The following is a 26,144-nucleotide window of genomic DNA, read 5'->3' as shown; positions in this document are numbered from 1 at the left end:
GCCCGGCTTGCTTCACCCGGCTTGCTTCAATAGCGAGATATCAGGAAAAGACTTTGATACGGTCAGAGAATATTCTCTCGGCCGTTTACCAGTCGTGAGCGCATCCACGAAGGTTTCGATCGCAAGCGGGGCGTTGGGGGGAACGACCACAGTCGCCGTGAGCTCTCTGATTGGGACCCAGGCGCGCCCGCTTTCAGGCAATCCGTCGCAACCCAGGAATGGGAGCTGGAGCCAACGGGTCCGCTCATCGCCCGCGGTCCGTTCTGCAAAGGCCCGCTTCGCGCCCAGCGCCATTGGATCATTGTGTGCGACGACGCACTGGATATTGCTGTCGTGAGAGGTGGAGAGGCTAAGGAACGCAGCTACGGATTGGTACGCGCCTTGTTCAGTCCATTTGCTTTTGAGTTGCTTTAGTTTAATGTTGCCGGGCTTCGTTTCCTGCAGGCCTTGCGTACGCTGCTGTGCCGCAACGTTATCCGAAGGACCCTGAATCAGGAGCACTTCACCACCTTGTGGAAGCACCTTGGCCAATTGCCTGCCCTGAATCCGGCCAATCTCAGAATGGTCAGCTCCAATACCAAAAGCCATGGAGGAGTCGGATGTTCGCAGCTCGGCCAGGTATGCCGGCTGAAGGTTAAGAATGCCCCAACCGATTCCTACTTCGACGGCGGATCGCGCCACGGTTGGCATGCCGGTTTCGCTCACCGGCTCAAAGATGATTGCATCGGGCTTGTGGGCAGTTTTTGACTGAATCACGCTGAGCAATTGCTGACTCTGGGTGATCGCATCGCGTTCGGCATAAACGACCTGCAGCGCAATCCCCAGGCGCTTGGCGACTCTTTCTGCCTGCAGCGCCTGGTCGCGCTGGTATTCGCTCTCGCTGCTCACCAGGCTAAGCAGGAACCTAAGCTGCTTCATGCTCACTTGCCATCCTTCTCGGCGCGGTCAAAACCGGTTGCGAAGAATGGCGCGCTGGCAGCGCGGGAGCACAACGAGTTTGGAAAGGTGGAGAACATCACCATGAAGAGAGTTGCCATGGACCCTGACAGCCTACAAGGCCGAACTCGTAAATTCAATGTTTTCATTCAAACCGAAGTTTTTGGTAGCCACCGGAGACCAAGTTCAAAAGGCGCGACGATTTGGCGGGAGCTGGTGCTTGTGCCTTGGGTCAAAACCGCATTAGACTAGGAACCTCAAGATAGTCAGGCCTGTCTGCATCACGAACTCACGCGAGGTGTACTAGAAGCTCGTGCCCACTGTTCCCTCATCGGATCGCGCGAAACAAATCGAGGCTATTTTTCTCGCAACTCTCGAATTGGATCCTGGGGCTCGAGCTGCATTCCTCGATCAGAGTTGCGGTACAGATATTGAAATGCGGAAAGAGATAGAAGCCCTCCTGAACTCCGCCAACAAATCAACCAAAGATTTCTTTGAACCACTTGGCGAAGCAAAGCGAGAAACCGTTGCCGACCCGCAAGCTTCTTCAGGACGCCGGGGACTCACTCCCAGAAACGTAATGGGCCTGACGGTTGGAGATCACGTAGGAGACTACGAAGTCATCGGCGCTTTGGGGGCGGGCGGCATCGGAGAGGTTTACAAAGTCAGGCATAACATCTCTCACCGCGTTGAAGCTTTGAAGGTGCTTCGTGCCGGCAGTCCTGAGTCATCCGAACGGTTCGCACGCGAGATCAGGGTGCTGGCCAGTCTGAGCCACCCCAATATCGCCGGGCTGCACACCGCGTTTCGCCAGGGAGAGCATCTGCTGATGGTCATGGAGTTCGTGGAAGGCGAGACGCTCGATGCCAGGCTTCGCCGGTCGGGGCTCAACCTCAGCCAAAGTATTGATTACATCTCCCAGGTTCTTGTTGCGCTTACCTATGCGCACGCGCAAGGCGTCATTCATCGCGATATCAAGCCTTCCAACATCATGCTTACCGCCAACAACCGGGTCAAGCTGCTTGATTTCGGACTCGCCCTCGACTCCTTCCATCCCGGACTCACCGCGCCGGGTTGGGTCATGGGATCGCTGCACTATATGTCCCCTGAGCAAGTGATGGCCAAGAAAGTAGACGCAAGGTCAGATTTATATTCACTCGGGGCAACCCTCTACGAGTCGCTCACCGGCAAGGTGCCGATTGACGGCGAATCCCAATATACGATCATGACCGGCCATCTTCAGCAACAACCCACCGCGCCTTCGGTCGTGAATACAAACATTCCCGCAAAGCTTTCCGATATCGTTCTGAAAGCGCTGGCCAAGAATCCGGACGACCGCTTTCAATCCGCAGAAGATTTCCTTTCGGCGCTCAGGAACACCGGCCTCAATACAACTCAACTTCAGCAATTCGTCGCGGTCAAAGGCGCACACAGCTCGCCGGCCATGCCAGTGGTGGCATCGGGAGTGGCGGCATCGGGAGTGGCCACTCCACCATCGTCAAAACGGGTTGCCCCAGCGCCACCGGTCAGCCGATCAACGCCGACGGCCTCCACTGCCTTCAGTCCTGAGACACTTGTTCGCATTACCCGCAAGCTCGCCGCTTATATCGGCCCGATTGCCAAGATTGTGGTGCAACGCGCCGCCAGCCGGCATAGCAACTTGCAAGATCTTTATAAGACCCTGGCCGAGGAGATCGAATCGCCCAAAGATCGGAAAGAGTTTCTCGCCTCACAGCATACCCGTCACGACTAGAGTGCCGCACTTCATCCGTTCAGCATTTTGGCGGCTTTTTTCAGGCTTAAGTACAGCCGGTTAAAAGAAGCCGCGGTCGCTGCAATCTCGTCTTTGCCTTTTACCGCCAGCTCAGGCACCTCAAGATTTCCCTGGCTGATAAGATTGGCCGCCTTCGACAGCTTGCGCAGCGGCCGGATGACGATGACATACAACGCTGCGTCAATCACAACCACCGAAAGAAAAAAGATCGCGGCGAAATAGATCACGAGATTGCGGAATGCCTGGTCGGCATTTTTGACCGGGAGGGACATCGGAACTGAAACGATTTGCGCGGCGATCACTTCATTGGGCTTCCAGCCAAAGCCGTTATTGCGGCCATAGGCGGCGATCATCGGGTCAGGGGCCGCCTCCGGGACACTGTGACACGAGAGGCACGGCGGGTCGGCGCTGATGGGATGCGCCAGGTACAAGAACCTTCCTGTAGGCGTGTCGCGCTCGGCAATAATCTCTTTTTGTTCGGGATGATTTCTGAAGACGTTGATGACGTCTGCTTCCCAGTCCGCCGCCCGGTCGCGCAGATTGGTTGGATTGAGCGCTGCCTCCTTGTATCCGTACTCCGGATAAGTCTTGCGCAGCCGCTCAAAGGTGACCGTAGCGCTGTAGGCTGGGACGGTCTGCGGCAGAAAGGTCGTCTCAGTATCAGGATCTTTCAGCAGCAGCGGCTTCAGCTCCCTTGACGTGTAGTCGCGCGTGGCCCGCGCGCTTTCCATCATGAGCGCCGCCTGTTGCACAATCTCGTTGCGCGCATTGTTCGCAAGGAACTGGTATGCCAGATGCGAAATCAGCAACAGACCTGCTCCGAACAATGCAATAAAAATCAGGTTGAACTTGAACAGTAATTTCAAGCGGCCCCCCGCTAATCAATGATCATTCATGGTACACGAGGGCATCTGGTCAGAACAGTTTCCCTCTATTGTGGAGAGTTCACTTGGTGATTGGCTTTTGAGGGACTGCAGGTGTGGCGGTAAGCTTAAGCAGCCGTTCCCGTTCACCCCGCGCCAACCGCTCCAGCTCAGGATTTGTGGATGTATGCTGCAATGCCTGATTGATCGAAGCCAGCGCCTCAACGTATTTTTTCTGATGGTCCTGGGCGAGCGCGAGGTGATACCAGACATAAGGATCAGGCTCGGTTTTATTCAGGTCGGCGGCGGCTTGCAAGTCCTTTTCCGCGGCGGCATCAGCCCCGCTCTTCAGTTCCATGATGCCCAAGGCGGAGTGTGCCATGGAGCGCAGCGTGCTCTTATAGGCGTCAATCTGTTCCGGGGTCGCGCCCTGCGGCGGAACAAACGCGGTATCCACGGTCTCCAGCGCGTGCGTGGATTTGTTCTTGATCTCAGCGATCTTCTGCTCGCGGTCCAGGTCAGTATCACTCAAGCTATCTGCGAGCACAGAGGCAGTAAGCACCAGCGCGATGGAGTTATCGGGATCCAACGCCAGGACCTTCTCTGCTATGGCCAGCAGTTTGCCGGGATTATTTTCATTCTGGTACTCGTGCATGGCTTTGGAATACAAATACACCCGCAACTCGCTGTCGGGATGTTCGGCGGCAAAATCATCGGCGGCCTTTTCCGCGGCAGGCCCTCCATTTACAGCGTGGGCTGCGTTGTAATCGCTGTATTCTTTCTGCGTCCTGGCCTGGGGAGGACGTCTTGGTGTTGCTTGCGGCTGTGGCGGTGAAGAGCTGCCGGGCTTATTCCCGGCTGCTGAAGTTTGCGGTGCGGCTTGCGCTGCGTAAAAAAGCACGAGTACGACAACGGCAGTGAGGATGCCAAAGATATAACGCGGCCTGCCCACGCGCTGCTGATGGCGGCACGCCTCCTGCGCAATCCACGGCTCGTTAGTGTGTCTACCCACGGCGAGGAGATTATACCGTCTTTAGTTATTAGAAGGTAACGCGGATGCCAGCCGCGGCCCGGATCAAGAATCTGGAGAGATTTGCGGGCGACTGAACCGGTCTTCGCCAAATTGCGGGAAGACCGGTTCGGCCGCTGTTCTACCGCAACTTCACTAGTCCTCACCTCTGACCGTATGTTCCTCGTCCGGACTCGTGCTCGGCAGAAACACGCTACCCAGGCTGGGGATGTAGCTGGCCGTCACCTTATGCTTCCCGGGCTTCAGGCTGCTCGTCTTCCATATTGCCTGACCTTTCGAGTCAAGCCGGAGCGGCCTACCTATCTTGTAGCCGTCGAGTGTGAACTGCACCGCCCCAGTCGGAACGCCTTTGCCTGCCGTCACGGTCGCGGTGAACGTCACGGGTTCTTCGATCCTCGTGGGATCCCTGTCATCGGTCACGGTAGTCGTGGTCGAGCCGGTTTTGATCCGCTGGCTCAGCAGGTAGGTCTTAGCAAAGCCAGGGTTGCCGGTGACAATCACGTCGAAGACGCAGTTGGCATGCGTGTTCTCGTCCCTGATTGCGCGGCAAGCCCGTTGCGCGATCAGACGGCTGGCGGGCCGGATTGGTCTCGTGTGCGGGATGGTGCACGGCGGGTTCTCCGGTGGCCAGTTGCTCATGGTGAACGTGCCGGTTGAGGTGCCCGACGCGTAGTCGAACAGGCTGGTTTTGTCGGTTACGCGCCATGCATCAGCGAACTTCTGGTAGAGGTCAACGAAGCGATCATGTAACGGGCCTGGCATTGGCCCCATGGATGAACCATCCGGCAGTGCCGGTAACCAACTGCTCTGCGGAATGGCGCCCAGGATTCCCTCCAAGGCCCGGGTATGGGATACGTCCACGTTGAGGTACCACCTGCCCTGTGGAGCCCACCAGCCCGGCGTCACGACGAGAGCAGTTTCGTCCGGGAAATCAAACTCAAGACCGCCGGGGGCTGCAGTGCTCACGATGCGACTGCCGTCTCCAAAGTCGAGCCCGTTCGGGCCAAGTGTCGTCAAAGTGCCATCCACGCGGAGTTGGAGACCGCTGGGATCAGGCACGCCGCTGAGGTTGGGTTCGTAGCTGACCCGATGTTTACCTACATGCGCCGCAACAGCGGTGTTGAGGCTCACGCACGTCGTGAGTCCAGTGTGAGCATTGGGGCCCACAACGGATGCTGTGGGGACGGGTGTCTGGCGCGTCTGGATTTCCAGCCCGTCAGAATCGCGCAGAGAGACGAACTCTCCCGCGCTCTGGAAGTCGTAGTGTACTCCCTCGACAGTGGTCAAGTGCGGGTCGCCGTCGTTGAGTCCGTCGTTCAGCGACCCATAGTGCAGCAACTCGTTAGGCGAGCCTGCTCCCGGAAAGCCGACGCCCGGCCACATCGGGGTCACCCCAAAGACGTCGTCAGCGGCGTGGATGGCAGTCCACACGGCTGCCGGGGTGGCCGCCATGTGAGTCTCGAGGTAGCGTGCCGCCACGCCAGCGACATGCGGCGACGCCACCGACGTGCCGGAGCAACTCTGTGTCCGGGACCCCGGTGTGTTCGAACCCAGAATGCAACCCGGATGCACCGCAACGCCATCGGGCATCGCTGATTCGATCTGCATCCCCGGAGCGAACAATTTGAGGCACGTGCCGAAATTCGAATTAGCGTCGCGTGAGTCGTCGATGGGATTGGTGGCGCCTACGGTGATGGCTGCCGGCACTTCGGCCGGCGAGTAGAAACAGGCGTCGTCATTTTGATTCCCTGCCGCCACTACGTAGGTGATACCCATCGCGATGGAGTTTTTTACGGCCGTATCCAGCGTGGGCGATGAGGGTGTGCCCAGGCTCATGTTGGCAACCGCAGGGTGGATTGCATTCATCGTCACCCAATCCACGCCCGCAATAGTGTCTGCCAGTGCTCCGTTTGCAGTGCAGTCAGTAACACGCACGGCATGAAGAGTTACCTGCTTCGCAACACCGTTGGTCGTCCCACCGATGATCCCAGCCACGTGAGTGCCATGGCCGTTGCAATCATCGGTTCCATGGCCGTCCATCACCGCGGTGAAAACCCCGGAGGCGCGCCCTCCAAAATCCGTATGCGGAGTCCAGATTCCGCTGTCGATGACATACACATGCACACCGGCGCCGGTTTCGCTGTAAGTGTAGGTATTGTTCAGCGGGAGAAGCCGGCGATCGATCCGGTCCAGACCCAGGGGCGGGAAGCCCGGCGGGTTGGGAGGTTGGACCGTGTTGAGCGACACAACCTGGTCAGCCTCGATATAGGCAACGCCCGGCCGGGTACGGACCGCTTCCAGTGCCTGGGGTGGCAACTTGGCGCTGAAGCCGATCACCGCCGACGTGTACGTGAATCCAACTGTGCCACCGAGCCGCTTCACGGTTTCCTCCGCGGCCAGGACGTCCTGGCGGGCAGTGCCTGGTTTGGAGGCAGCCTGGCGAGTGACTGGCTTGAAGACAACGATGTACTGCCCCGGGATCACCTTCGGCGCTCGCTCATTGAGCACGGAAGACCCCTGGGCCGTGGCCCTCGTCCCGTCAAGCACGCCTGCCAGCAGGACCAAACAACCAAAGAAGTATTTGATAAACCATTTGTCTCTCATCTCATCTCCTTGTACTTGAGATTCCCATTTTGGATCTCATGACCTTGACCACAGTTGTTGCTAAATAATTTGCTCGTGTGCGATGTAGTGACGATGGTTGTCGAATCGTTACGCCTGAACCGCCAGATTTGACTGATCTCCGACAGAGGCGCTTCCAGACGTAAAACAAGTCAAGAGGTTCAATCGATTAGATCTATTCAGGCCTTAGCTGGTTTCCCAACATGAAACTATTCCCGAAAATGGACGGGGTAGAGGAGAAGGGCGAGAAGTAGCCCGGGCGCAGCTTCGCAGCATTCAGAAAGCCAGACTAGAAGATCACTCGCTCGCCATGAATGTTATAGAAACAGGCGACGGCGTCTCGAGTACCTGGCCGGTCGGTGTCAGGCGGCCCGAATCTGGGTTGATGCGGAAAATAACAATGTTATTGGACTCCTGATTGGCTGCGAACAGATACGACCCAGTCGGGTCAATCGCAAAATTGCGTGGCGTCTTACCCTGCGTCGGAACGTTCTCTACAAGTGCGAGGGTGCCCTTGGCGGCATCAATATTAAACACCGCAATGCTGTCGTGCCCACGGTTCGAGGCATAAAGGAACTTGCCTGTAGGATGCACCTGCACTTCGGCCGCATCGTTATAGCCTCCAAAGTCTTTGGGCAGTGTCGAGACCGTTTGCAGCTCACGCAGGCTTCCTTTCGCCGCGTCGTAGGAAAAACCGGTGATGGTGGAATACAACTCGTTAATCGCATAGGCAAATTTGCCACTGGGGTGAAAGACAAAGTGCCGCGGGCCGGCCCCCGGAACCAGCTTCACCCACTGGCGATGGTTCGGCGCAATCGTTCCCGTGTGCGCATCGAAGCGATAGACAATCAGCTCATCGAGCCCTAAATCCGCTGCAATCGCGAAGCGGTTATCGGGAGAGACGCTAATCCAGTGCGCGTGCGCTCCCTCCTGGCGTCGAGGATTCACGCTCGACCCCGTGTGCTGCACAAAGGCCGAGGCTTTGCCCAATCCTCCGTCTTCCCGTACTGGGAACACGGCTACATTGCCTCCCGTGTAGTTCGCGACCAGGACGTATTTGCCGGTGTTATCCACCGACACATGGCAGGGATCCGCTCCAAGCGAAGCTACTTCGTTCGTCAGGGTCAACTTGCCGGTCTGCTGATCAATGACAAAGGCGCTGACACCCCCGCTCGCCCGGCCTTCGTAGTTCGTAATCTCATTCACTGCATAAAGGAAGCGGCGGTTGGGATGAATAACAAGAAACGATGGATTGGTAGTTGCCGCTGCCAAACCGAGCGAGGTTGACTCGCCTGTTTCTGCATCGAAACGATAGGCATAAATACCTTTGCTCTCCCCCTGAGTGTAAGTACCGATATAAACAAGATATTTTCCTTTGGCGGCAGTCTTTTCAGCACCGCGAGCACCAACGGTAAGTAGCAGCAGGGCAAACAGTATGAAAATTCGTCGAGTTGTTCTCATAGTCTCCAGGAAAGTGTCCGACAGTTTCAACGCAGGCATCCTCACCTCATTCCAGCCCCAAATTGTATATCACACGCAGGAGGCTGAATCGGCGTCACCATCGCGTGCGGATGGCAGGATAGCACTTGCTGCATCACGGCCAGCATAGAGAAATGTAGGCGGCAACCGATGGATAAGATACGATCAATCAACCTAACGGCCTGTTCGTAGATCGAAATTTCTGAAAGGGGTCCGCTCATGAATAAACAGGGGTTCCCGCGAGGAAATCCGGCGGAAGATTGCCAGAAACTACAGTTGTGGTGGACCGAGGAAATGCAGAAGGCTGGATTTTCTGGCGCCGTCGCCGTCGAACACATGAGACTGGACGCGCAGCAACTTCCCTCACACGGCTTCGGCAAACAACTGTTCGAGTCTTTGGTTCTGCAGCGCCAGGCAGCAATGAACACCTACGCCTACCACGCAACCCTTCCCGGCGCTCCGTGGCCGTTGGAAACGGTCGTGATGACGACGGACTCGGGGACGATCACCACGGTCATCTACCGGGCGGTGCTGGATCTGCCCAGCACTACCGACGTTGCATTCAAGAAATCCATAGGCTTGTTAAGTGACAAGCTCGAGGTCGAGGGCCCGGCCGCGGAGCAATTCAAGAACCGCAAGGCGCTGCTCAAGAAGATCAAGGACGGCCTGAACCGCCGTTACGAGCCTCCGGCCTGGGGTTTCGTAGCTTCCAAGAAGTACTTCGAATTAGGCGAAGCTTCCGTCACGCTGCGGCAGGCTGCAGGACAGAACGAAGTAATCATTATCACTACGGTTCGCACGGAAAGCGCTTTCGTGGGACACAACTACAGCTTCGGGCTGGACAAGGCGTTGGACGTCATAAAGGCGATTGTGCGCGGAGACTAAATCGTCCAGTCCTCTAGCGGTTGAGAAATTCTACGAGTTTAGGGATAACTTGATCAGGCGCTTCTTCCATAAGCCAGTGCCCGGAATTACGGACCACCACGCCTTCAACATTGGTCGCTACCAGCCGGCCCTGTTGAATCAGGAAATCGCCTGAAGCCTTTTCCCCAGTGAGAACCAGCATCGGCATGGGCAAGCGAGTTTGGGCAAAGCCAGCGAAATCTTTCGCGTCCTGCTCAAACGCCCGAAAGTATTCAAAGCCGGCGCGCATGCCGCCCGGCCGGCCATAAGCTTTCGCGTAAATCTTACGGTCGCGCTCCGGCACCGAATGTTTGGGGTTGGCGGCAAAATCGTTCCAGAAATGCTCAAAATAAATGCGTTCGCGGCCGTGTACGAGCGCGAGCGGCGTCTTGCCGTAAAAATGAAAATGCCACAGATCACGCATCAGCCAAACGTCGCGCCAGTTTCCTACGCCAGGCAGGAAGGCGTCCATTAACGCAATGCGGTCCACCTCGCTCGGATACTGCGCCGCATAGGCATACGCAACCATCAATCCAATATCGTGTCCGACAATTTGAATGTGTTCGTAACCAAGTTTGCGCACGAGCGCGTGGATATCCTGCGCCATTGCAGCCTTGGTGTAGCCATCGGCCGGAGTAGCGGATTGACCGGCTCCGCGCAAATCCGGGGCGATTACGGTGTGGGTGCTTGCCAGCTTCGCCATCAGCGGGCGCCACATGTGGCTGGTTTCGGCATAACCATGCAGGAGCACGACTGGGTCGCCTGTGCCTGCAACCAGATAGTGCAGCCGCACGCCGTTGACATTCGCGAAACGGCTTTGCGTCGCTTGCGTGGATTTTGAGGCGCGTGATTTTTTACGATTTGGCATGAGACAGTTTACAGATAATCGGTGTGGTCTCCAATGACCACTCGTCCTGATTAACGGCAGACATTTCGCATTCTAATTACTTTTTCATCGCGGCAATGGCGAGCATCGCTAACTCCCGCAGGCGCCGCTCAAGTGTCTTCCGATCGCCCTGCATCTTAGCGTCGTGTTTGGCCCCCTGTGCCGCCCGCATCAAGATGTGGACGATCTGCTCCACAGTAAGCCCCTGCGGAGGCCCTCCGATCTCGCCCGTTTTCTCAAGCGATCGCAAAAATTTCGCGAGCCGATCTTCGTACTCCGTATTCAGGTCGCCGATCCTCGCCTGCGCCAGCTTTGAGAAGGTCTCCTCCAGCTCCGGCATGTGCTCGGACTTGCTGAAGAGCTCGAACCCCACTCCAAAGTAAGCATCGAGCAACCCTGTCAGCCGGTCCACTGCCGTGCCGCCCGCGCGCTCGGCGGCAGCGCAGCGCTGTCGCACCTGGTCACCCAGATAGTCAAGGATTGCCAGAAAGACCGCCGCCTTGTTCTCAAAGTGCAGGTATACCGTGCGCTTGGCCACCTGCGCCGCCTGGGCAATGTCATCGATGGAAGTCTTGCGATATCCGTACCGGGTAAACAGGTCGAGCGCCGCCAGCACGATGGCATTCGGCTTGGGCGAACTGCTCTCTTTGGCTCCGGCGTTTTTTTTCTGAATCTTTTTCATCGGCATTCCATCCAACGATACGGAGTATACCGAAACATTATATCTGGTATACCAAGAAACCCGAGATCGGCAGGCGAATTTCCTGCGACACTACGCCAACAATGCGAATCGCGGGATTGAGGAATTTAGTTGAGGAAATCTAATGACACGAAAACGTTTAATCGCTTTTATTGCAATTATTCAGTCTGTTCTTTCTTTGACGCATCTTCTCCTCTATGAGACGTGGACATTCTCACCCGCAGGGAGCGATGCCCACGGGGCGTTCTGGATCAAACTGGTCCTTGGCTTTTTGTCGGTGAGCTTTGTCGCCGCTTCGCTACTCGCATATCGCTATACCAATGCTGCTGTGCGCGCGTTTTACAAGGCTGCTGCGGTTTGGTTGGGGTTGCTGACCTTTCTTGTTCTCGCCGCGGTTTTCTCCTGGATTGCTTTTGGAGTTGCGCAGGTGGCGGGGCTGGCCATGAACTTCCATCGGACGGTGGAATTGCTGTTCGGTGCTGCAGTAGTGGCCGGACTCTACGGAGTTTTCAATGCAAGCTGGACGCGGATCACGCGAACGACGGTTCGGCTCGCGAACTTGCCGGCGGCATGGCGCGGGCGAAGAGCGGCGCTGATCAGCGATCTGCACCTGGGGCATGTGCGAAACGGCAGTTTTCTGCGGCGTATGGTTGCAAAGATTTTGAATGAGGAGCCGGACGCGATTTTTATCGCTGGAGATTTGTATGACGGCACGGCCATCGATGCGCGGCGAGCAGCGGAGCCATTGAGCGAGCTTGTGGCGCCACACGGCGTGTATTTCGTCGCGGGAAATCATGAGCAATTTGGGGACGACAGCAAGTATCTGCATGCCATTGCGGCGGCCGGAGTCCGCGTGCTCAGCAATGAGAAGGTAGAAGTGGATGGTTTGCAGATTGTTGGTGTGCCCTACCGGAACGCGGCGCTGGATAGCAACTTTGCGTCGGTGCTACGCGGCATCCGATTGGATCGCGATCGCGCGAGCATTCTGTTGACGCATGCCCCCGACCATCCGGAGATCGCCGAGGCCGCCGGCGTTTCCCTGCAGCTATCCGGGCATACCCACCTTGGGCAGTTCATACCTTGGAGTTGGATGGCGCGGCGGATTTACCGGCAGTTTGTGTATGGCTTAAGCCAGATCGGGAAGATGCAGGTTTTCACTTCGAGCGGAGCAGGAACGTGGGGACCGCCGCTGCGGCTGGGATCGAATCCCGAGATTGTAATGCTTGAGTTCCAGTAAAGTTACTAGCTGTCGAGCAATTCCAAAACTAAGTTGAAAGGTGGTCACACACACGTGAAGGTGATTCTTCTAGGGGCGACGGGTATGGTCGGACAAGGCGTCCTGCGCGAATGTCTGCTCGATCCCGACGTGGAAGGCGTCCTTGCCATTGGTCGCAAAGCCACTGCGCAGCAGCACGAGAAACTGCACGAAATCGTACACAACGACCTTTTTGATCTCTCCGCGATCGAAGGCAGACTCTCGGGCTACGACGCATGCTTTTTCTGCCTCGGTGTCTCCGCCGTGGGGATGAACGAGGAGGCGTATCGCCGCGTGACATACGATCTCACCATCTCGGTGGCCAGAACTTTGGCCAGGCTCAACCCGATGATGACGTTTATCTACGTGTCGGGCGCGAATACCGATAGTGCGGAGCGCAGTCGCATGATGTGGGCGCGGGTAAAAGGCAAAACAGAAAATGCACTCTTGCAAATGCCGTTCAAGGCTGCATACATGTTCCGTCCTGGCTACATCCAGCCACTCCACGGGATTCGGACAAAGACGAAATGGTACGCGGCATTTTACGCAATGATGGGGCCCCTCTATCCAGTATGGAAATTGCTTTTCCCCAAGTATGTGACCGCGACGGAATGCATAGGCCGCGCGATGCTGATCGTCGCCAAGCGGGGTGCTCCTAAATCTGTGCTTGAGAACCAAGACATCAACCGTATTTGCCGAGACCATGCATCAGTACCGCGCTGAGCTGCAACGCGTTCCTTGTACCGCAAAGCAGCTCCAATCGCGGCTGGGTGGAGAATGACGTCCTGCTCGAAAGCAATCCTCCTGCACAAAAAATAGGCGGGATTCCTATTGCCCGGTCCTTGCAGGTCATTTATCATAAAAATTCCCAAACAAAAGAGCAGCCATCCATGCTGGGCTCTGACGTAAGAATTTCCAAAGCAGTAAGATTTGAATAAGCGTGGCGTGCTCCTCGCCCCTGCAAATGGATAAGGTCGTAGTCAGTACTCAGGAACTCGCAGCAGTACCTAATACGCCCGAGGGGCCTGGACGCCTGGAGCCGAAGCTCCCGCCTGTCATTTCCTGGTGGGTCAAGCTTGCTCTTTCGCCGTTGACCTTGGTGCTGCCTCTTTTATGTCTGGTGACGATTGTGCTGCGGGCCTCCACTCGCAACCAACCTTCTCGAATTAAACATGCCTGGACTGCGTTTTTATCAACGCTGTTGATCATCAGCGGTTTCATGACCTCTGCTGCCGCGGTTCTGTCGGTCGCATTCGTCCCATTGCCCGCAGTGGTGAGCAAGGGTATCAGCGACCTTGATGAAAGAACCATATTCCCAAGCCTGCCCTCGACCGATGTTATGTCTGGCACCGCTGTGGCGACGAATCTCAAGCCGCTCGTAGCTGTGATTACTCCCGCTCGCCGGCTGTGGTTCAGCCATCAGGAGACAATGTCGGGAGAACTGGGCGCAGGCATCCTTCTGCGCGCAAACTCCGAGGGATATTTATTTGCCACGGCCCGTCATGTTGTTGATGGCCTCAATTGGAGCGGCCGAGCCAATTCCCGCGCACTGGTGGCCATGGCCTCAGGCGCGTGGGCGGGAGCCGATGTGGTAGCGCACCACAAGCATTTAGACCTGGCCCTGTTGTGGGTGCCGCGTGAGTCAGGACACTCCGATTTCGTCCAACCCATTGCCTCAGCGACTGACGGTGAAGATGTCTTTGTAATTGGCCATCCTGAGGGACTTAAGTTCACCATCAGCAATGGAATGGTTTCCCGCGTGGACCAGGGTTCTCTGTTCCAGATTTCGGCGCCCATCAGTCCAGGCAATAGCGGCGGGCCAGTTTTTGACAATAAGGGGAACCTGCTCGGGATCGTGGTGTTCAAGATGGACCGGAATGTTGATCCCAATGCAGAAAATCTGAACTTTGCCGTGCGTGCTGACACTTTGCTGAGTGACTCTGATTGGGAGTTCACGGGCAACGGGCGTCAACGGCTTGCGGAATTTGCAAGCATCAATTCCCGAGGTAACATTTCGGGCGGGAAATCTCAACCTACAGCTCGATAAGAGAGAGCAGGATAAATCTAAAGATGCCCACCATAAACGTCACCGTCTATGACTCGACTGAGAACAAACGTGTTCCGGTTGAGCTTCCCGACGACGCTCCATGCAACAAGATCATTGCCGTGCTGGTGCAGAAGCTCCGCCTTCCCAGTAATGGCCCGGATGGTGCTCCCCTGAGCTACAAGTTCCACCACAAGAACTCAGGACGCCAGATTCAGGATACCCAAACCCTTGCCGAGGCCGCAGTTGCCGATGGTGATATTCTTCGCCTTCAGCCGGAGATCACTGCAGGTGGTCAATGAGCGTTCCTCCACAGATTACGGTAGCGCCATCGGACATGCGGGAAGACCGCTTCAGCCGGTTGCGGCTCATTCCGTGGTGGAACGAAGAGAAGATACGGGAAACGCGTGTCCTGGTAGTTGGCGCCGGCGCTTTGGGCAACGAGGTACTTAAGAACCTGGCGTTGTTGGGGTTCAAGCAGATCGTGGTCGTAGATCTTGATCGCATAGAGGAGTCGAACCTTTCACGTGCAGTGCTTTACCGCACCGAAGACGTCGGCCAGTTCAAAGCGGAAGTCGCAGCGGAAGCAGTTAAGGCATTGTCTCCTGAAGCCATGGTGCAGCCCCTGGTTGCAAATATTTTGTATGACTGCGGTTTGGGACTATTTCATTGGAGCGACCTGATCATCGCCGGCCTCGACAATCGTGAAGCGCGGCTCTGGATCAATCGCGCCGCCTGGAAAATGAAACGCCCCTGGGTGGATGGCGCCATCGAGGGAATTAATGGAGTTGCGCGGGTATTTGTTCCGGGCTCTCCGCCCTGCTATGAATGCACGCTGGGCGAGACGGATTGGGCACAGCTGGAGCGCCGTATGTCCTGTAATCTGCTGGCCCGCGAGGAAGAGACCGCGGGAAAGGTGCCAACCACTCCGACCATTTCTTCAATTATTGCGGCGGTTCAGGTACAAGAGGCGGTGAAACTCATTCACGGACTTCCCACCCTGGCGGGCCGGGGATACATTTTTGAGGGTTTGAATCATACCTCCTACGTCGTCGAATACACCGAGAACCCTGATTGCATGAGCCACGACACATTCGAGAACATAGTGCGGCTGCCGCAACGTTCAGGAGAGATGACCTTGCTTCAACTGCTGGAGCGCGCGCGGCATGACCTTGGCCGGGATGAAGTGGTTCTGGAGTTCAGCCGTGACGTTGTCCACAGGCTATCGTGCCCAAGCTGCCACCAGGAGCAGGAGTTATTTGCCCCGGTAGGAAGCGTCCGCTATGAGCAGGGTCTCTGCCCGCGTGACGGTCACATGCGGGTCGTAACCACGATGCACAACTATGGCGGCGAACCCGAACTCGCCCAGCGCAAGCTCAATGCTTTGGGATTGCCTCTGTTTGATGCATTCATTGCCCGGGCCGAGGACCAGGAAATCGCGTACTTTATCTCAGGCGACGAACCGGATGTGTTTGCTTCGACAGCCGCGCAAAGGTGGAAAACGTGACGCGTAAGTCGAAAATGAAGGGGGAAGGCCCGGCGCTTATTATCAATAGCGAGGTTCTGCGTCGCATACGCCAGCACGCACGCTCGCAGAGCAAAAGCGAAGTGTGCGGAGTCCTGATCGGGCGTGAGCACGAAGGCAAACTGAAGGTCGAAGCCTCCATCCCCGGCGTGAATGCGGCGCAAGGGGGCACGCACGTTACTTTTACCCAGGATACATGGGAGCACATTTACAACGTTAAGGACAAAGAATATCCTGACGAACGAATCCTTGGGTGGTATCACTCGCATCCTGGATTCGGCGTTTTTCTCTCCGATCACGATACTTTTATCCATAAGAATTTCTTCTCGTCACCGCAACAGGTGGCCTGGGTGTATGACCCCCAGAGTGATGAGGAAGGCTGCTTCGGCTGGGTCGGTGGTTCGCTTGAGCGGCTATCGCAACTGGCTGTCGCCGACTCAAAGGGCGGGGAATGCGCAGGGGAAACCGGCAAACCTGAACCGATGGGCTTTGATCTGGGTGATGATCACGTGGTGGGACGCGATGACTCACCCCGGCCCGAATCCAATCCAGAGCCTGCCTGGTTGCGCTGGACTACTGCGATTCTTTGGTACTTGGTGATCTTTGCTTGCGGTCTGGTTGTGGCCTGGGTGGTCTTCCCACGTGTCGTGGTAATGCCGGTGCCGGTTGATCCTCAGACTGGGCGTATCATTCAGGCCATACCCGAAGGCCAGGAAAAGACAAGTGACCAGAATGGTCAGAATTTGACGCACGATACTGCTCAACCCGCCGGCAAGACTTCCACAGATTCCGCCGGCAAGGAGAAGAAGGAGAAAGATGGCCAGCAAAGACAATAAAGAAGGCATCAAGATTACCTTCGAGGACCTTGCGGCTGTCACCCTGCCGGAAACTGCTGCTCCGGTTGCGCCGTCCAAACCAGCCGATGTGGGAGGAAAGACCTACGGCAGCATCAGTGCTGCAGTTGATGACCCTGCTACCGCGTCAGAAACACGTGGCTCCATCCTGCTGCAAGGTTGGTTCTATCTTGGTGTGGCCGGTCTTCTTGGCGCGATTGTCGGTTGGGGGATTTGTGAGCCGTTCTTCATAGACGGCGGCGAAGGGCGCCGCTGGGGTAATCTGTGGATGGTGCCCTTGATGCTGACCTTCATGTGTTTAGGGTTCGCCATCGCCGAAAGCATTGTAGAACGGTCGCTGCGCAAGGCGTTGTTTCGCGGCGCCTTGGCGTTACCACTGGGTGTGATGCTTGGCTTCATTTTCAGTTTCATAGCCAACATTATCTACAACATCGCCCTTCAAATGAGCTTCGCGGCCGGCATTCAATCCCCTCGCAATCCAGCGTGGTGGATTTCCCGTGGCATCGCCTGGATGATATTCGGCGTGGCGGGTGGAATCATTTATGGCATTGTCGGCCAATCGCCAAAGAAGGCCAAGTTCGGAATACTCGGTGGAATCATCGGTGCGGGACTGGGCGGCATCATCTTCGATCCAATCTCGTTTGTGACTGGCGGCGGAGCTGCCAGCAGAGTAGTTGGTTTTGCCCTTTTTGGCATGACGACCGGTATCGCGATGGGCATGGTTGAGAGCGCCCTCAAGGACCGTTGGCTTTATGTAACCGCCGGTCCGCTGGCAGGAAAGCAATTCATTTTGTACAAGTCTTCTACCGTTATCGGCAGCCAGCAGCAATCTGATGTCTACTTGTTCAAAGACCAAACCATTCTTCCCCAGCACGCGGTTGTTGAAATTACTGGGGCCCGTGTACAAATGCGGGCCCTGGGAAATGTTTATGTCGCAGGACAACCTATAGCCTCACGCGTTCTGCAGGATGGAGACCTGGTGCAGATTGGCCGATATTCCTTCCGTTACAAGGAGAAACAGCGCTCATGACTGGTGCTGTGTGTCCTTATTGCCGCACATCTGTTGATTCCGCCTCTGGAGAGGACCTGTTCTGCGAGGGGTGTGGAACACCGCACCATAAAGACTGCTATGCAGAAAATGGCGGCTGCACGCTCTTCGGTTGCCGCTGCGCACCGGCAGAAGAGCCCAAGGTTGCGGTGTCTGCCCCGGAATTAGTGTCTGTTCCGGTCGCCGGAACTATTCGGTCAGGCTCTGTGCCCACCTTTGCCGGGTATGCGCCCGCGGCTGCGACCCAGCCCCAGTCGAGCAATGCGAATGGCGCTCCCGTTGTGGGCACTGCTATCTTCCCCACTTCGCCACCCGTTGCCAAGAACAAGATGACGTTCATTCTGCTGGGGGTTTTTCTGGGGGCGTTGGGCGGACACAATTTTTATGCCGGATACTACGGCAAGGCCATTGGACAGTTGTGCCTTTCCGTTGTAACTCTTGGCTATGGTAGTCCAATGGCCTGGCTGTGGGCGGTCATTGAAATCTGTATTGTCAATCATGACAGCAAGGGAGTTCAATTCCAATCGTAGGAGCGCGTTTTTCTATGGACTATTTTGTGAAACGTGGTACCGAACAACTGGGTCCCTTCTCGCTTGCGGATTTACAGCAGCAGGTGCAATCGGGAAAGATCTCGCCAGGCGACCTGGCAAAAAGCGAAGGCATGAGTGATTGGGGATTGGTTTCTCAAGTCGTGGGTAATATCGCAGTCCCCGTGTCGGCCGCGTCCGGCGCTGCCGCCGCGCCGGCTTTCGCACCGGTCGCGACAGTCGAGCTACCCCCGAATCTCCATTGGGGTGTTGTCTTGCTAATGGGCATTCTGTCGCGCCTCTTTTCTCCCTTCATCCTCTTCAACATGGCTTGGACATTTATACTGGCGAACTGGGCGCGCAAGCTCAGCGGCGACAATAACATCCTGATACTCGTGGCCATGTATCCTGCAGGATTTATTGCTGGAGTATTCGCCATGGTACTGAATGCGCACTCCGACTCCGGACCGTTGATTGGCGGCATACTCATTATCGGCGGAGCGATTGCTTATCTTATCGGCATCTTCAAGATCAAGGCCGCCATGGAGGAGTATTACACCTCCACAGAAAATATGGGCTTGCATTTGAGCGGTGTCATGACCTTTTTCTTCAGCACGGTCTATTTGCAATACCATGTCAATTCCATCGCAAAATGGAAGAAAACAGGTGTGCCATAAATTTTCGCCACGGCTTCTTGGGATGACTATTGCTCTATGACCGCTCCTCGTATCCGTCGCCTCGCGCAGGACTACCAGTTACTGCAGCGGATGTTGAAGGGCTGGCCGCTGATCCAGATCACCGGCACGGCCGGGCTTCCTCCGGAAGTGTATCGTTTCACCTACAAGATACGCGGTCTGTACGTCTCGCCGACCGGAGATATCCTGGAGCGCGATACTCACGTGCTGGAAGTGAATCTTTCTCTTGGCTATCCCAGGCGCGCGCCTCAATGCAGGATGTTGACGCCGGTCTTTCATCCTAACTTCGATGACGCCACTGTTTGTATCGGCGACTTCTGGGCCGCATCCGAGGGACTCGATGATCTCATCATTCGTATCGGACGAATGATTGCCTATCAGGAATACAACACCAAAAGTCCCTTGAATGGGTTGGCCGCAAAGTGGGCCGCCCAAAACCCGCACCTGTTGCCCGTGGATAGCCGGAGTATTGCCCCCTCCCTTGGTGACATTCAGGAATCGGATGTTGCCGGCTCGGCGGCTCCGCAGGCTCCAACAGTTCCAGAACAGGAGACGCCAGAGCGAGGAGCCCCGGAACAAGGGACGGAAGATCCTTGGTCGGAAAAGATTGTAATCAGTTAACATAAGCCGTCTTTGCGGCGTCTGACTGCTGAGTGCTTCTGTTATGTACGGCTGATCTTGAAAAGAAATAATATGTACACCCGAAAGCTTGTCTGCGCATTTGTTCTCATGGTTGCCTCTGTGCTCGCGGCCACGCACGCCGTGGCACAAGCTATCACCAAGCAAGATGTCCTCAATCTCTTGGAAAGTGACAGCAAGGCCCAACATAGCAAAGATCCAGACGCGGTCTGCGAAAACATCGGCAAAGATGCCTTGCTCAAAGTGGTTATGGACAGCTCCACCGGGCTACAGATGGTTTCCATGAACCGTGAGCACTATCGGACAAATCTTAAGCGCGTCTTCCCCAGGCTGCGCGAGAACAAAATTCAGCGCACCAACCTCCATATCACCATTGCGCCTGACGGAAACTCCGCCGTGATTACCTATACTGCCATCCAGACCGTAACTACGTATCTGGCTGCCGAGGGAGACTACGGATCTACGGGAACTATGCAGGATTACGAAAGAGCCACCATCGGCCGGGAAAACGGAAAAGTCGTCGTCACCGGCATTGATGCCAGCTTCCAACGCCCATTTACCAACTAGCACCGGCCTACAACTGATGCCCTGCTGCATCCTGTCAGAACCCCGCAGGTCGACCATCTCCAGCGGAAAAATCTCTTGTACAGGTTCTTACTCTTCAGCACTCATGAGACGTGGGACCAAGTGACGAGGTAACTCGGTAGCCGATACACTATGCCAATGCACGCCACTGCGAGCAGCCAGGCTGAACACTCCAGCGCAATGCTATTGCAGCATCCCTCCAGCTTTGCGTTTCTGTCCCCGGTGATCGTATCGGCAGTATTACTCGGGTGTCTCGTCTTGATGCGATTGCCGAGCATCGTCCTTCCATATGAATTGAACGTTGATGAAAGCCAATGGCTGAGCCAGGGCATGAAGTTTCTTCAGGATCCGCGTCCATGGAAAGGTATAGATCCGACGTCCAGCGGACCTCTGAATTCCTATCCGATATCCATCCTGCTGGGGATGGGGTTCAAGCCGAGTTACCTCATGGCGCACGTGCTTGCGGCTGTGCTGGTCAGTGTGCAGGTGCTGTTGTCCTATCTCGTTTTTCTCCGGATTGGTTCCAAGATAACCGCGCTTCTGGGAGCGATCTCGATGGTCCTTTTTTATGGCGACACGGTCAGTCCGGACTTTCTGCACTATTCGAGTGAACTTTTCCCAGCACTGATGTTGATTCTGGGGTTTTATAGCTTCCTGGTGTGGTCCCAGGATTTTCCCTCACGCAGTGAATCGCACCAGCAGCTTCTTCTTTTTTTGGGCGGTCTTGTGCTGGGCATGGCTCCGTGGTTCAAAATACAGGCGGCGCCGATCGCTGCCGTACTCGGTCTCGTGATTTTTACCGCAACCTTGTTTCTCGGCAGCCGCTCCCTGAGCCTGCGGCAGCGGACGCTGCAAACGATCGTGCTCTGCAGTGGGGCCCTTCTCCCGACTGTGATCATGCTTGCTGTACTGATCGCATGCGGATCGTTGAGGGATTTCTGGAATTCCTACATACTTGAGAACCTTTTCTGGGCGGGCCCACTCACCGTAAAACAATTGATAGATCATTGCGTTTATTTCTTCGCGCAACCCCACGCCCAGCAGCTTCTGAACATTTTCGGATTCGCTTTCGTCCTGTTTTTGTTGAGTGTCCTCAGAAGCCAGGCACCATGGTTGCCAACGGCAGCGCATCGCTGGATATTCGCGGGCATACTTGCCTATACGGGTGCCGCGCTCTTTGCCGTGTGCAGGCCGGCAAAAATATTTGATCATCATACACAGTTCCTCATTTTTCCCGTAACCTGCCTTGCTGTGACGTTAGCCTCCCCCAATACAGATTGGCCTGCCGGAGAACAGTCCCGCTCCCGACGACTGTACACAATGCTGTTCTCGATTATTGTGTTGGGGGGGCTTGCAGTTTTCAGCGCGTACCAGGCTCGCTCCTCCCAGTCGTTCTATGCAAGCAATCCGCGGCTGAAGACCAATGAAAGGCTTGCCGATATGGTCGGCGTCATACAAAAAACCCGTTCCGTGAAGAGCTTGGCGATATGGGGATGGACCCCCGGCGTTTATGTGCTCACCGGAATTCCGCCGGCAACTCGCGATGCGGTGGCAGCTCTTGTGATTACCAAAGGCCCCTTGCAGCCCTATTTCCGTAGCCGCTTCCTCGCAGACTTGCGCAGCTCCATGCCTGATCTGTTTATTGACTCTGCTACGCCAAATGCGTTCATGTGGGATTGGACCAAGGACGATGGATACGAATCCGACGAGGAGTTGAAGAAATTTATTCAAGACAATTACACTCTCGTCGCAGAGGTCACGCTTGTAAGAGGGGCGCGCCCCGTAAGATACTTCGCAAAACGCACCGCGCCCTAGACGCCCCTTTGCGTTCTTCCCCACTCTCTGCGGTCAAGCTTTGGCTCTCGCGGCTGAGTGCTTCTTTCCGACTGCGTCTTTCTTTTGCATCCACCATTACGTCCAGAACGTCTATACAATATTCACAGGTCGCATGGCCAATATCCACGAAGAAGAAGCACTGGGCAAAGCGTATGACAGCCGGCTGATGAAGCGGCTGCTCACCTACTTGCGTCCCTACAAGTGGCAGGTAGCGATTGCCCTGGTTTCCATTGTGCTCAAAGCCGCAGCCGACATCCTGGGCCCTTACCTGACCATGGTTGCCGTTGATAAATATCTGGCCCCCAAGCCAGGCGCGCACAATTTGTTTGGCCTTGAGCGCTGGTTGAGTCCGCAACCGCTCGTGGGCATTGCCCAGATTGGCGCGATTTACGTCTTTCTGCTCTGCTTCGGGTTCTTCCTCGAATTTGCCCAAACCTATTACATGCAATGGACCGGCCAAAAGGTCATGTTTGATCTGCGCAGCCAGATCTTCCGTCACCTCCAGGGCATGCACGTTGGATTTTTCGATAAGAATCCGGTCGGCCGTCTGGTGACCCGTGTCACCACCGACGTGGACGCATTGAACGAAATGTTCACCGCCGGCGTGGTCTCGATCATTGAAGATGTTTTTGTGCTGGTTGGCATCGTCGCCGTCATGCTGACCATGAAGTGGTGGCTGGCGCTGATCACTCTCGCAGTCCTGCCCCTGATCCTGATTGTCACCACGCTGTTCCGCCGCTCGGTGCGCGAATCTTACCGCCGCATTCGCACCGCCATCGCTCGCATCAATGCTTTCATGCAGGAGCACGTCAGCGGCATCATGGTGTTGCAGTTATTCAACCGCGAAAAGCGCGCCTACAAGCGCTTTGAAGATATCAATGCCTCCCATATGGATGCCTTCAAAGACGCCATCATGGCCTACTCCGTCTACTACCCCGTGGTGGAAGTGCTGTCGTCGCTTGCCATCGCTGCCATCATCTGGTTCGGCGGCAGCCAAGTGCTGCGCGGGGCGGTCACCATCGGCATCCTGACGGCATTCATGCAATACGCCCTGCGCTTCTTCCGCCCGATCATGGATCTCAGCGAAAAATACAATATCCTGCAAGGCGCCATGGCCTCCAGCGAGCGCATCTTCAAGCTGCTCGATACTCCCTCGGCAATCGTCACGCCACCTTCTCCTCAAAAGCCTCTGGGCCCCGGACGCATCGAGTTCGATCACGTCTGGTTCGCTTACAGAAACGTACCGCTGAAGGAAGCCGAGGATGGCGCGCCCGTTGAAGTGGCGCGCGCCCACGAATCCAAGGCCGGCGAGCCCGACTGGGTGCTGTGCGACGTCTCCTTTACCATCGAACCCGGCGAAACCATCGCTATTGTGGGCCACACCGGCGCAGGCAAGACCACTATCCTGTCCCTGTTGCTGCGCTTTTACGATGTGCAGCGCGGCGCCGTCCGCATAGATGGCGTGGACGTCCGCGAGATGGACCTGGACGAATTGCGCCGCAACTTTGGCATGGTATTACAGGATCCGTTTCTCTTCACCGGGACCATTGAGCAGAATATCCGGCTGGGCAGCGACTGGATCGAATCCGAAGCCGTGGAGCAGGCCGCCGAACAGGTCAACGTGGCCGATTTTATCCGCAAGCTGCCCGGCGGCTTCCAGGAGCCCGTCCACGAGCGTGGCACCACACTTTCCACCGGACAAAAGCAACTTATCTCCTTTGCCCGCGCACTGGCCCATAACCCCCGCGTGTTGATCCTGGATGAAGCCACCTCCAGCGTTGATACCGAAACCGAATTCCACGTGCGCGACGCCCTCAACCGCATGATCGGCACCCAGGGACGCACCTCGGTCGTCGTGGCCCACCGGCTTTCGACCATCCAGCGCGCCGATAAGATCATTGTTATGCACAAGGGCCGCGTGCGCGAGATCGGAAACCACCAGCAACTGTTGGCCCGCCGCGGAATCTATTGGAAGCTCTATCAGTTGCAATATAAAGACCAGGAAATCTCCTTGTCGGCCGCAGCAAATGGCACAGAAAAACTGGTCGGGGCAGACGATTAAACCTTTTTAAACCTTGCCCGTGTGTCAGGGTGGATCACCGTGGAAGAGCACGGCTTTCAGAGCTTGCGGAAAGAGTCGGCTTTCTTGTCATTCCGAACACGCAGTGGAGGAATCCCTTTTGTGCCGAAACTCTCTGCTACCGTGTTTGTCAGGGTGCGGGACTGATCGGGGCCACAATGATGTTTGTACTACCGTGGAAGAGCACGGCTTTAGCTGTGCGTTAAGGATCACAAAAAATCGGGCTTTAGCCCCTGGGAACCAAGCGGTAATGTAATCAAAGCTTACTTACGCGACAGCTCCTGAAATTTTATTTTTTATAAGATTGTTTTTAAATAACTATTCAATCTTAAAATCTTGATGATTCTTAAGTTTCTAACACCATGAAGTTCCTCATCTCGGCAGGAGAAGCATCCAGCGATTTATACGGGGCCCAGCTTACCGTGGCCCTGCGCCGACGCGCCCGCACCGAAGATGAGCCCCTTGAGTTTCTGGGCGTAGGCGGCGAGTGCATGCGCGCCGCCGGCTGCGAGATCATCGTTGACTCCCGGCACCTTGCCGTCGTGGGCATGACCGAGATCCTCGGCCACCTGCCCAAAATCTACGCGGAGTTCCGCAAGCTGCTGCATGCTGTGGACCAGGCCCCGCAAAAACCGAACGTTGCCATTGTGATTGATTCCCCGGCCTTCAACTTTCGCGTGGCCCGCGAGATGCACGCGCGCGGCATCCCCGTGATCTATTTTGTAGCCCCACAGCTCTGGGCCTGGCGTGAGTACCGGGTGGAACGCATTCAGCGCTGGGTCAAAAAAGTTCTATGCATCTTCCCTTTTGAAGAGGACTTCTACCGCAAATACGGCGTGGATGTGGAGTACGTAGGACATCCGCTCGCCGACATGCCCAAGCCGGACATCTCGCGCGAGGCTTATGCCCAGCAAAACGGGCTCGATGCATCGCGCACGTGGATTGCCCTGCTTCCCGGCAGCCGCCGCAAAGAGGTGAAAGCCAATTTGTCGGCGATGATGCAAGCAGCCGCACTTTTACAGGCTGAAAACGCAAGCTATCAATTCCTGTTCCCCGTCGCTTCAAATCTGGATACGGGGTGGTTTAGAAACATGATGGCGCAAACTGAGCTGGCAGCCGGCAAACCTGATGTGCTCACCTCCATGATTCCTGTAAAAAATGCGGCTGCTGCGTTGTTGCACTCACGCGCCGCAGCCGTCACCAGCGGGACGGCAACCGTCGAGGCTGCCTTGATGGGAACGCCTTTTGTCACTGTATACCGGCTGTCGCCACTTACATTTTTTGCGGCCAAGCGGCTGGTGAAAGTCCCTTATGTAGCCATGCCCAACCTGATTGCAGGCCGCCAGATCATTCCTGAGCTGCTGCAAAACGACTTCACGCCTGAAAATGTGGTGAAACATCTCAAGCAGATCATTTCCGATGGCGAGCCCCGCGAGCAGATGCTGGCAGGATTGGCCGAAGTCCAGACTGAATTGCGCCATGAAGGGCAGCGGCCAGCCATAGAATGCGCTGCCGATGCAATCATGAGAAGCGTTTAGAGCATGTTTCATAAAACTCCTACTCCGGCTTTTGTCATCCCGACCGAAGCCGCGCGGGTGAGCGGATGGCGAGCGCTGTCGCGCGCGAGCCGGACGCGAGGGCGTAGCAGCCTTCTGTTGGCTGCGAAGCCCTTAGATAAAAAGCGGCGAAGTGGAGGGACCAAGGGTTTTTAGGCTGCTCATCCTGTTCTTTATTGCCAAGGGTGTTAACTTTTTCAAAATCAGCGCTGTTGAGAGATACAATTTGACAAGGTAAAGACAAGCTCTAAACATCTTTTCGTGTAAAATTTTCATCATACGTAGAGCACCTTCTGGAGAGTTCCTG

Annotated in this window: 23 protein-coding genes; 16 read left to right on the top strand and 7 right to left on the bottom strand. The window is 56.0% G+C overall.

Annotated features, from left to right (window positions below):
• Positions 1-12: 12 nt before the first annotated feature.
• Positions 13-918 (bottom strand): sugar ABC transporter substrate-binding protein, encoded by a 906-nt coding sequence (locus VK738_07080; GenBank protein HTD22399.1) that lies wholly within the window; start codon positions 916-918, stop codon positions 13-15.
• Between the two features lie 454 nt (positions 919-1,372).
• Between VK738_07080 and VK738_07075 the strand changes: the two genes are divergently transcribed.
• Positions 1,373-2,689: a serine/threonine-protein kinase gene (locus VK738_07075; GenBank protein ID HTD22398.1), complete on the top strand. Its 1,317-nt coding sequence runs from the start codon at positions 1,373-1,375 to the stop codon at positions 2,687-2,689.
• Positions 2,690-2,700: 11 nt separating this feature from the next.
• Here VK738_07075 and VK738_07070 read toward each other — a convergent pair whose 3' ends face one another.
• The 4 genes from VK738_07070 to VK738_07055 form a co-directional block, all read right to left on the bottom strand.
• On the bottom strand, positions 2,701-3,576 hold the full coding sequence (locus VK738_07070; GenBank protein HTD22397.1) for a DUF3365 domain-containing protein: 876 nt from the start codon (positions 3,574-3,576) through the stop codon (positions 2,701-2,703).
• A 79-nt stretch (positions 3,577-3,655) separates the two neighbouring features.
• A complete protein-coding gene (locus VK738_07065; GenBank protein HTD22396.1) occupies positions 3,656-4,585 on the bottom strand; it encodes a hypothetical protein in 930 nt (309 codons plus the stop codon).
• A gap of 153 nt (positions 4,586-4,738) precedes the next feature.
• Positions 4,739-7,207 carry a S8 family serine peptidase gene (locus VK738_07060; GenBank protein ID HTD22395.1) on the bottom strand — a complete coding sequence of 823 codons (2,469 nt, stop codon included), beginning with the start codon at positions 7,205-7,207 and terminating at the stop codon, positions 4,739-4,741.
• A 315-nt stretch (positions 7,208-7,522) separates the two neighbouring features.
• Positions 7,523-8,686 (bottom strand): lactonase family protein, encoded by a 1,164-nt coding sequence (locus VK738_07055; GenBank protein ID HTD22394.1) that lies wholly within the window; start codon positions 8,684-8,686, stop codon positions 7,523-7,525.
• A gap of 237 nt (positions 8,687-8,923) precedes the next feature.
• Between VK738_07055 and VK738_07050 the strand changes: the two genes are divergently transcribed.
• Positions 8,924-9,589 carry a hypothetical protein gene (locus VK738_07050; GenBank protein ID HTD22393.1) on the top strand — a complete coding sequence of 222 codons (666 nt, stop codon included), beginning with the start codon at positions 8,924-8,926 and terminating at the stop codon, positions 9,587-9,589.
• Between the two features lie 13 nt (positions 9,590-9,602).
• Here VK738_07050 and VK738_07045 read toward each other — a convergent pair whose 3' ends face one another.
• Together VK738_07045 and VK738_07040 are read right to left on the bottom strand one after the other, a co-directional pair.
• Complete coding sequence (locus VK738_07045) at positions 9,603-10,475, bottom strand: alpha/beta hydrolase (GenBank protein HTD22392.1); 873 nt, start codon at positions 10,473-10,475, stop codon at positions 9,603-9,605.
• A 76-nt stretch (positions 10,476-10,551) separates the two neighbouring features.
• On the bottom strand, positions 10,552-11,175 hold the full coding sequence (locus tag VK738_07040; protein ID HTD22391.1) for a TetR/AcrR family transcriptional regulator: 624 nt from the start codon (positions 11,173-11,175) through the stop codon (positions 10,552-10,554).
• Between the two features lie 142 nt (positions 11,176-11,317).
• On the opposite strand from VK738_07040, the gene VK738_07035 reads away from it, so the two are divergent.
• The 14 genes from VK738_07035 to lpxB all read left to right on the top strand — a co-directional run bounded on the left by VK738_07035 (position 11,318) and on the right by lpxB (position 25,819).
• On the top strand, positions 11,318-12,430 hold the full coding sequence (locus tag VK738_07035; GenBank protein ID HTD22390.1) for a metallophosphoesterase: 1,113 nt from the start codon (positions 11,318-11,320) through the stop codon (positions 12,428-12,430).
• Between the two features lie 54 nt (positions 12,431-12,484).
• Complete coding sequence (locus VK738_07030; GenBank protein ID HTD22389.1) at positions 12,485-13,171, top strand: NAD(P)H-binding protein; 687 nt, start codon at positions 12,485-12,487, stop codon at positions 13,169-13,171.
• A 217-nt stretch (positions 13,172-13,388) separates the two neighbouring features.
• Complete coding sequence (locus tag VK738_07025) at positions 13,389-14,495, top strand: serine protease (GenBank protein ID HTD22388.1); 1,107 nt, start codon at positions 13,389-13,391, stop codon at positions 14,493-14,495.
• Between the two features lie 23 nt (positions 14,496-14,518).
• Positions 14,519-14,794, top strand: coding sequence for an EsaB/YukD family protein (locus VK738_07020; protein ID HTD22387.1), 276 nt, complete (start codon positions 14,519-14,521; stop codon positions 14,792-14,794).
• Complete coding sequence (locus tag VK738_07015) at positions 14,791-15,999, top strand: ThiF family adenylyltransferase (protein HTD22386.1); 1,209 nt, start codon at positions 14,791-14,793, stop codon at positions 15,997-15,999. Before VK738_07020 ends, VK738_07015 begins: the two co-directional genes overlap by 4 nt.
• On the top strand, positions 15,996-16,853 hold the full coding sequence (locus tag VK738_07010) for a Mov34/MPN/PAD-1 family protein (protein HTD22385.1): 858 nt from the start codon (positions 15,996-15,998) through the stop codon (positions 16,851-16,853). Before VK738_07015 ends, VK738_07010 begins: the two co-directional genes overlap by 4 nt.
• Positions 16,834-17,901 (top strand): FHA domain-containing protein, encoded by a 1,068-nt coding sequence (locus VK738_07005; GenBank protein HTD22384.1) that lies wholly within the window; start codon positions 16,834-16,836, stop codon positions 17,899-17,901. The genes VK738_07010 and VK738_07005 overlap by 20 nt, the downstream gene beginning before the upstream one ends.
• Positions 17,898-18,449 carry an NINE protein gene (locus tag VK738_07000; protein ID HTD22383.1) on the top strand — a complete coding sequence of 184 codons (552 nt, stop codon included), beginning with the start codon at positions 17,898-17,900 and terminating at the stop codon, positions 18,447-18,449. Before VK738_07005 ends, VK738_07000 begins: the two co-directional genes overlap by 4 nt.
• Positions 18,450-18,463: 14 nt before the next feature.
• Positions 18,464-19,123, top strand: coding sequence for a DUF4339 domain-containing protein (locus tag VK738_06995; protein ID HTD22382.1), 660 nt, complete (start codon positions 18,464-18,466; stop codon positions 19,121-19,123).
• A 36-nt stretch (positions 19,124-19,159) separates the two neighbouring features.
• Entirely contained in the window at positions 19,160-19,762 is a 603-nt protein-coding gene (locus tag VK738_06990) for a ubiquitin-conjugating enzyme E2 (GenBank protein HTD22381.1), read from the top strand.
• A 72-nt stretch (positions 19,763-19,834) separates the two neighbouring features.
• Positions 19,835-20,347 (top strand): hypothetical protein, encoded by a 513-nt coding sequence (locus tag VK738_06985; GenBank protein HTD22380.1) that lies wholly within the window; start codon positions 19,835-19,837, stop codon positions 20,345-20,347.
• A 150-nt stretch (positions 20,348-20,497) separates the two neighbouring features.
• A complete protein-coding gene (locus VK738_06980) occupies positions 20,498-22,180 on the top strand; it encodes a hypothetical protein (GenBank protein ID HTD22379.1) in 1,683 nt (560 codons plus the stop codon).
• A gap of 133 nt (positions 22,181-22,313) precedes the next feature.
• On the top strand, positions 22,314-24,263 hold the full coding sequence (locus VK738_06975; GenBank protein HTD22378.1) for an ABC transporter ATP-binding protein: 1,950 nt from the start codon (positions 22,314-22,316) through the stop codon (positions 24,261-24,263).
• Between the two features lie 380 nt (positions 24,264-24,643).
• The gene (gene lpxB / locus VK738_06970) at positions 24,644-25,819 is read left to right on the top strand and encodes a lipid-A-disaccharide synthase (protein HTD22377.1); all 1,176 of its coding nucleotides are present in this window, start codon (positions 24,644-24,646) and stop codon (positions 25,817-25,819) included.
• Positions 25,820-26,144: the final 325 nt, after the last annotated feature.

Source organism: Terriglobales bacterium, from assembly GCA_035487355.1.
GTDB lineage: Bacteria > Acidobacteriota > Terriglobia > Terriglobales > Acidobacteriaceae > QIAW01.
The sequence above is the reverse complement of the archived record's forward strand: the minus strand, read 5'-3'. Positions and strand labels throughout refer to the sequence as shown.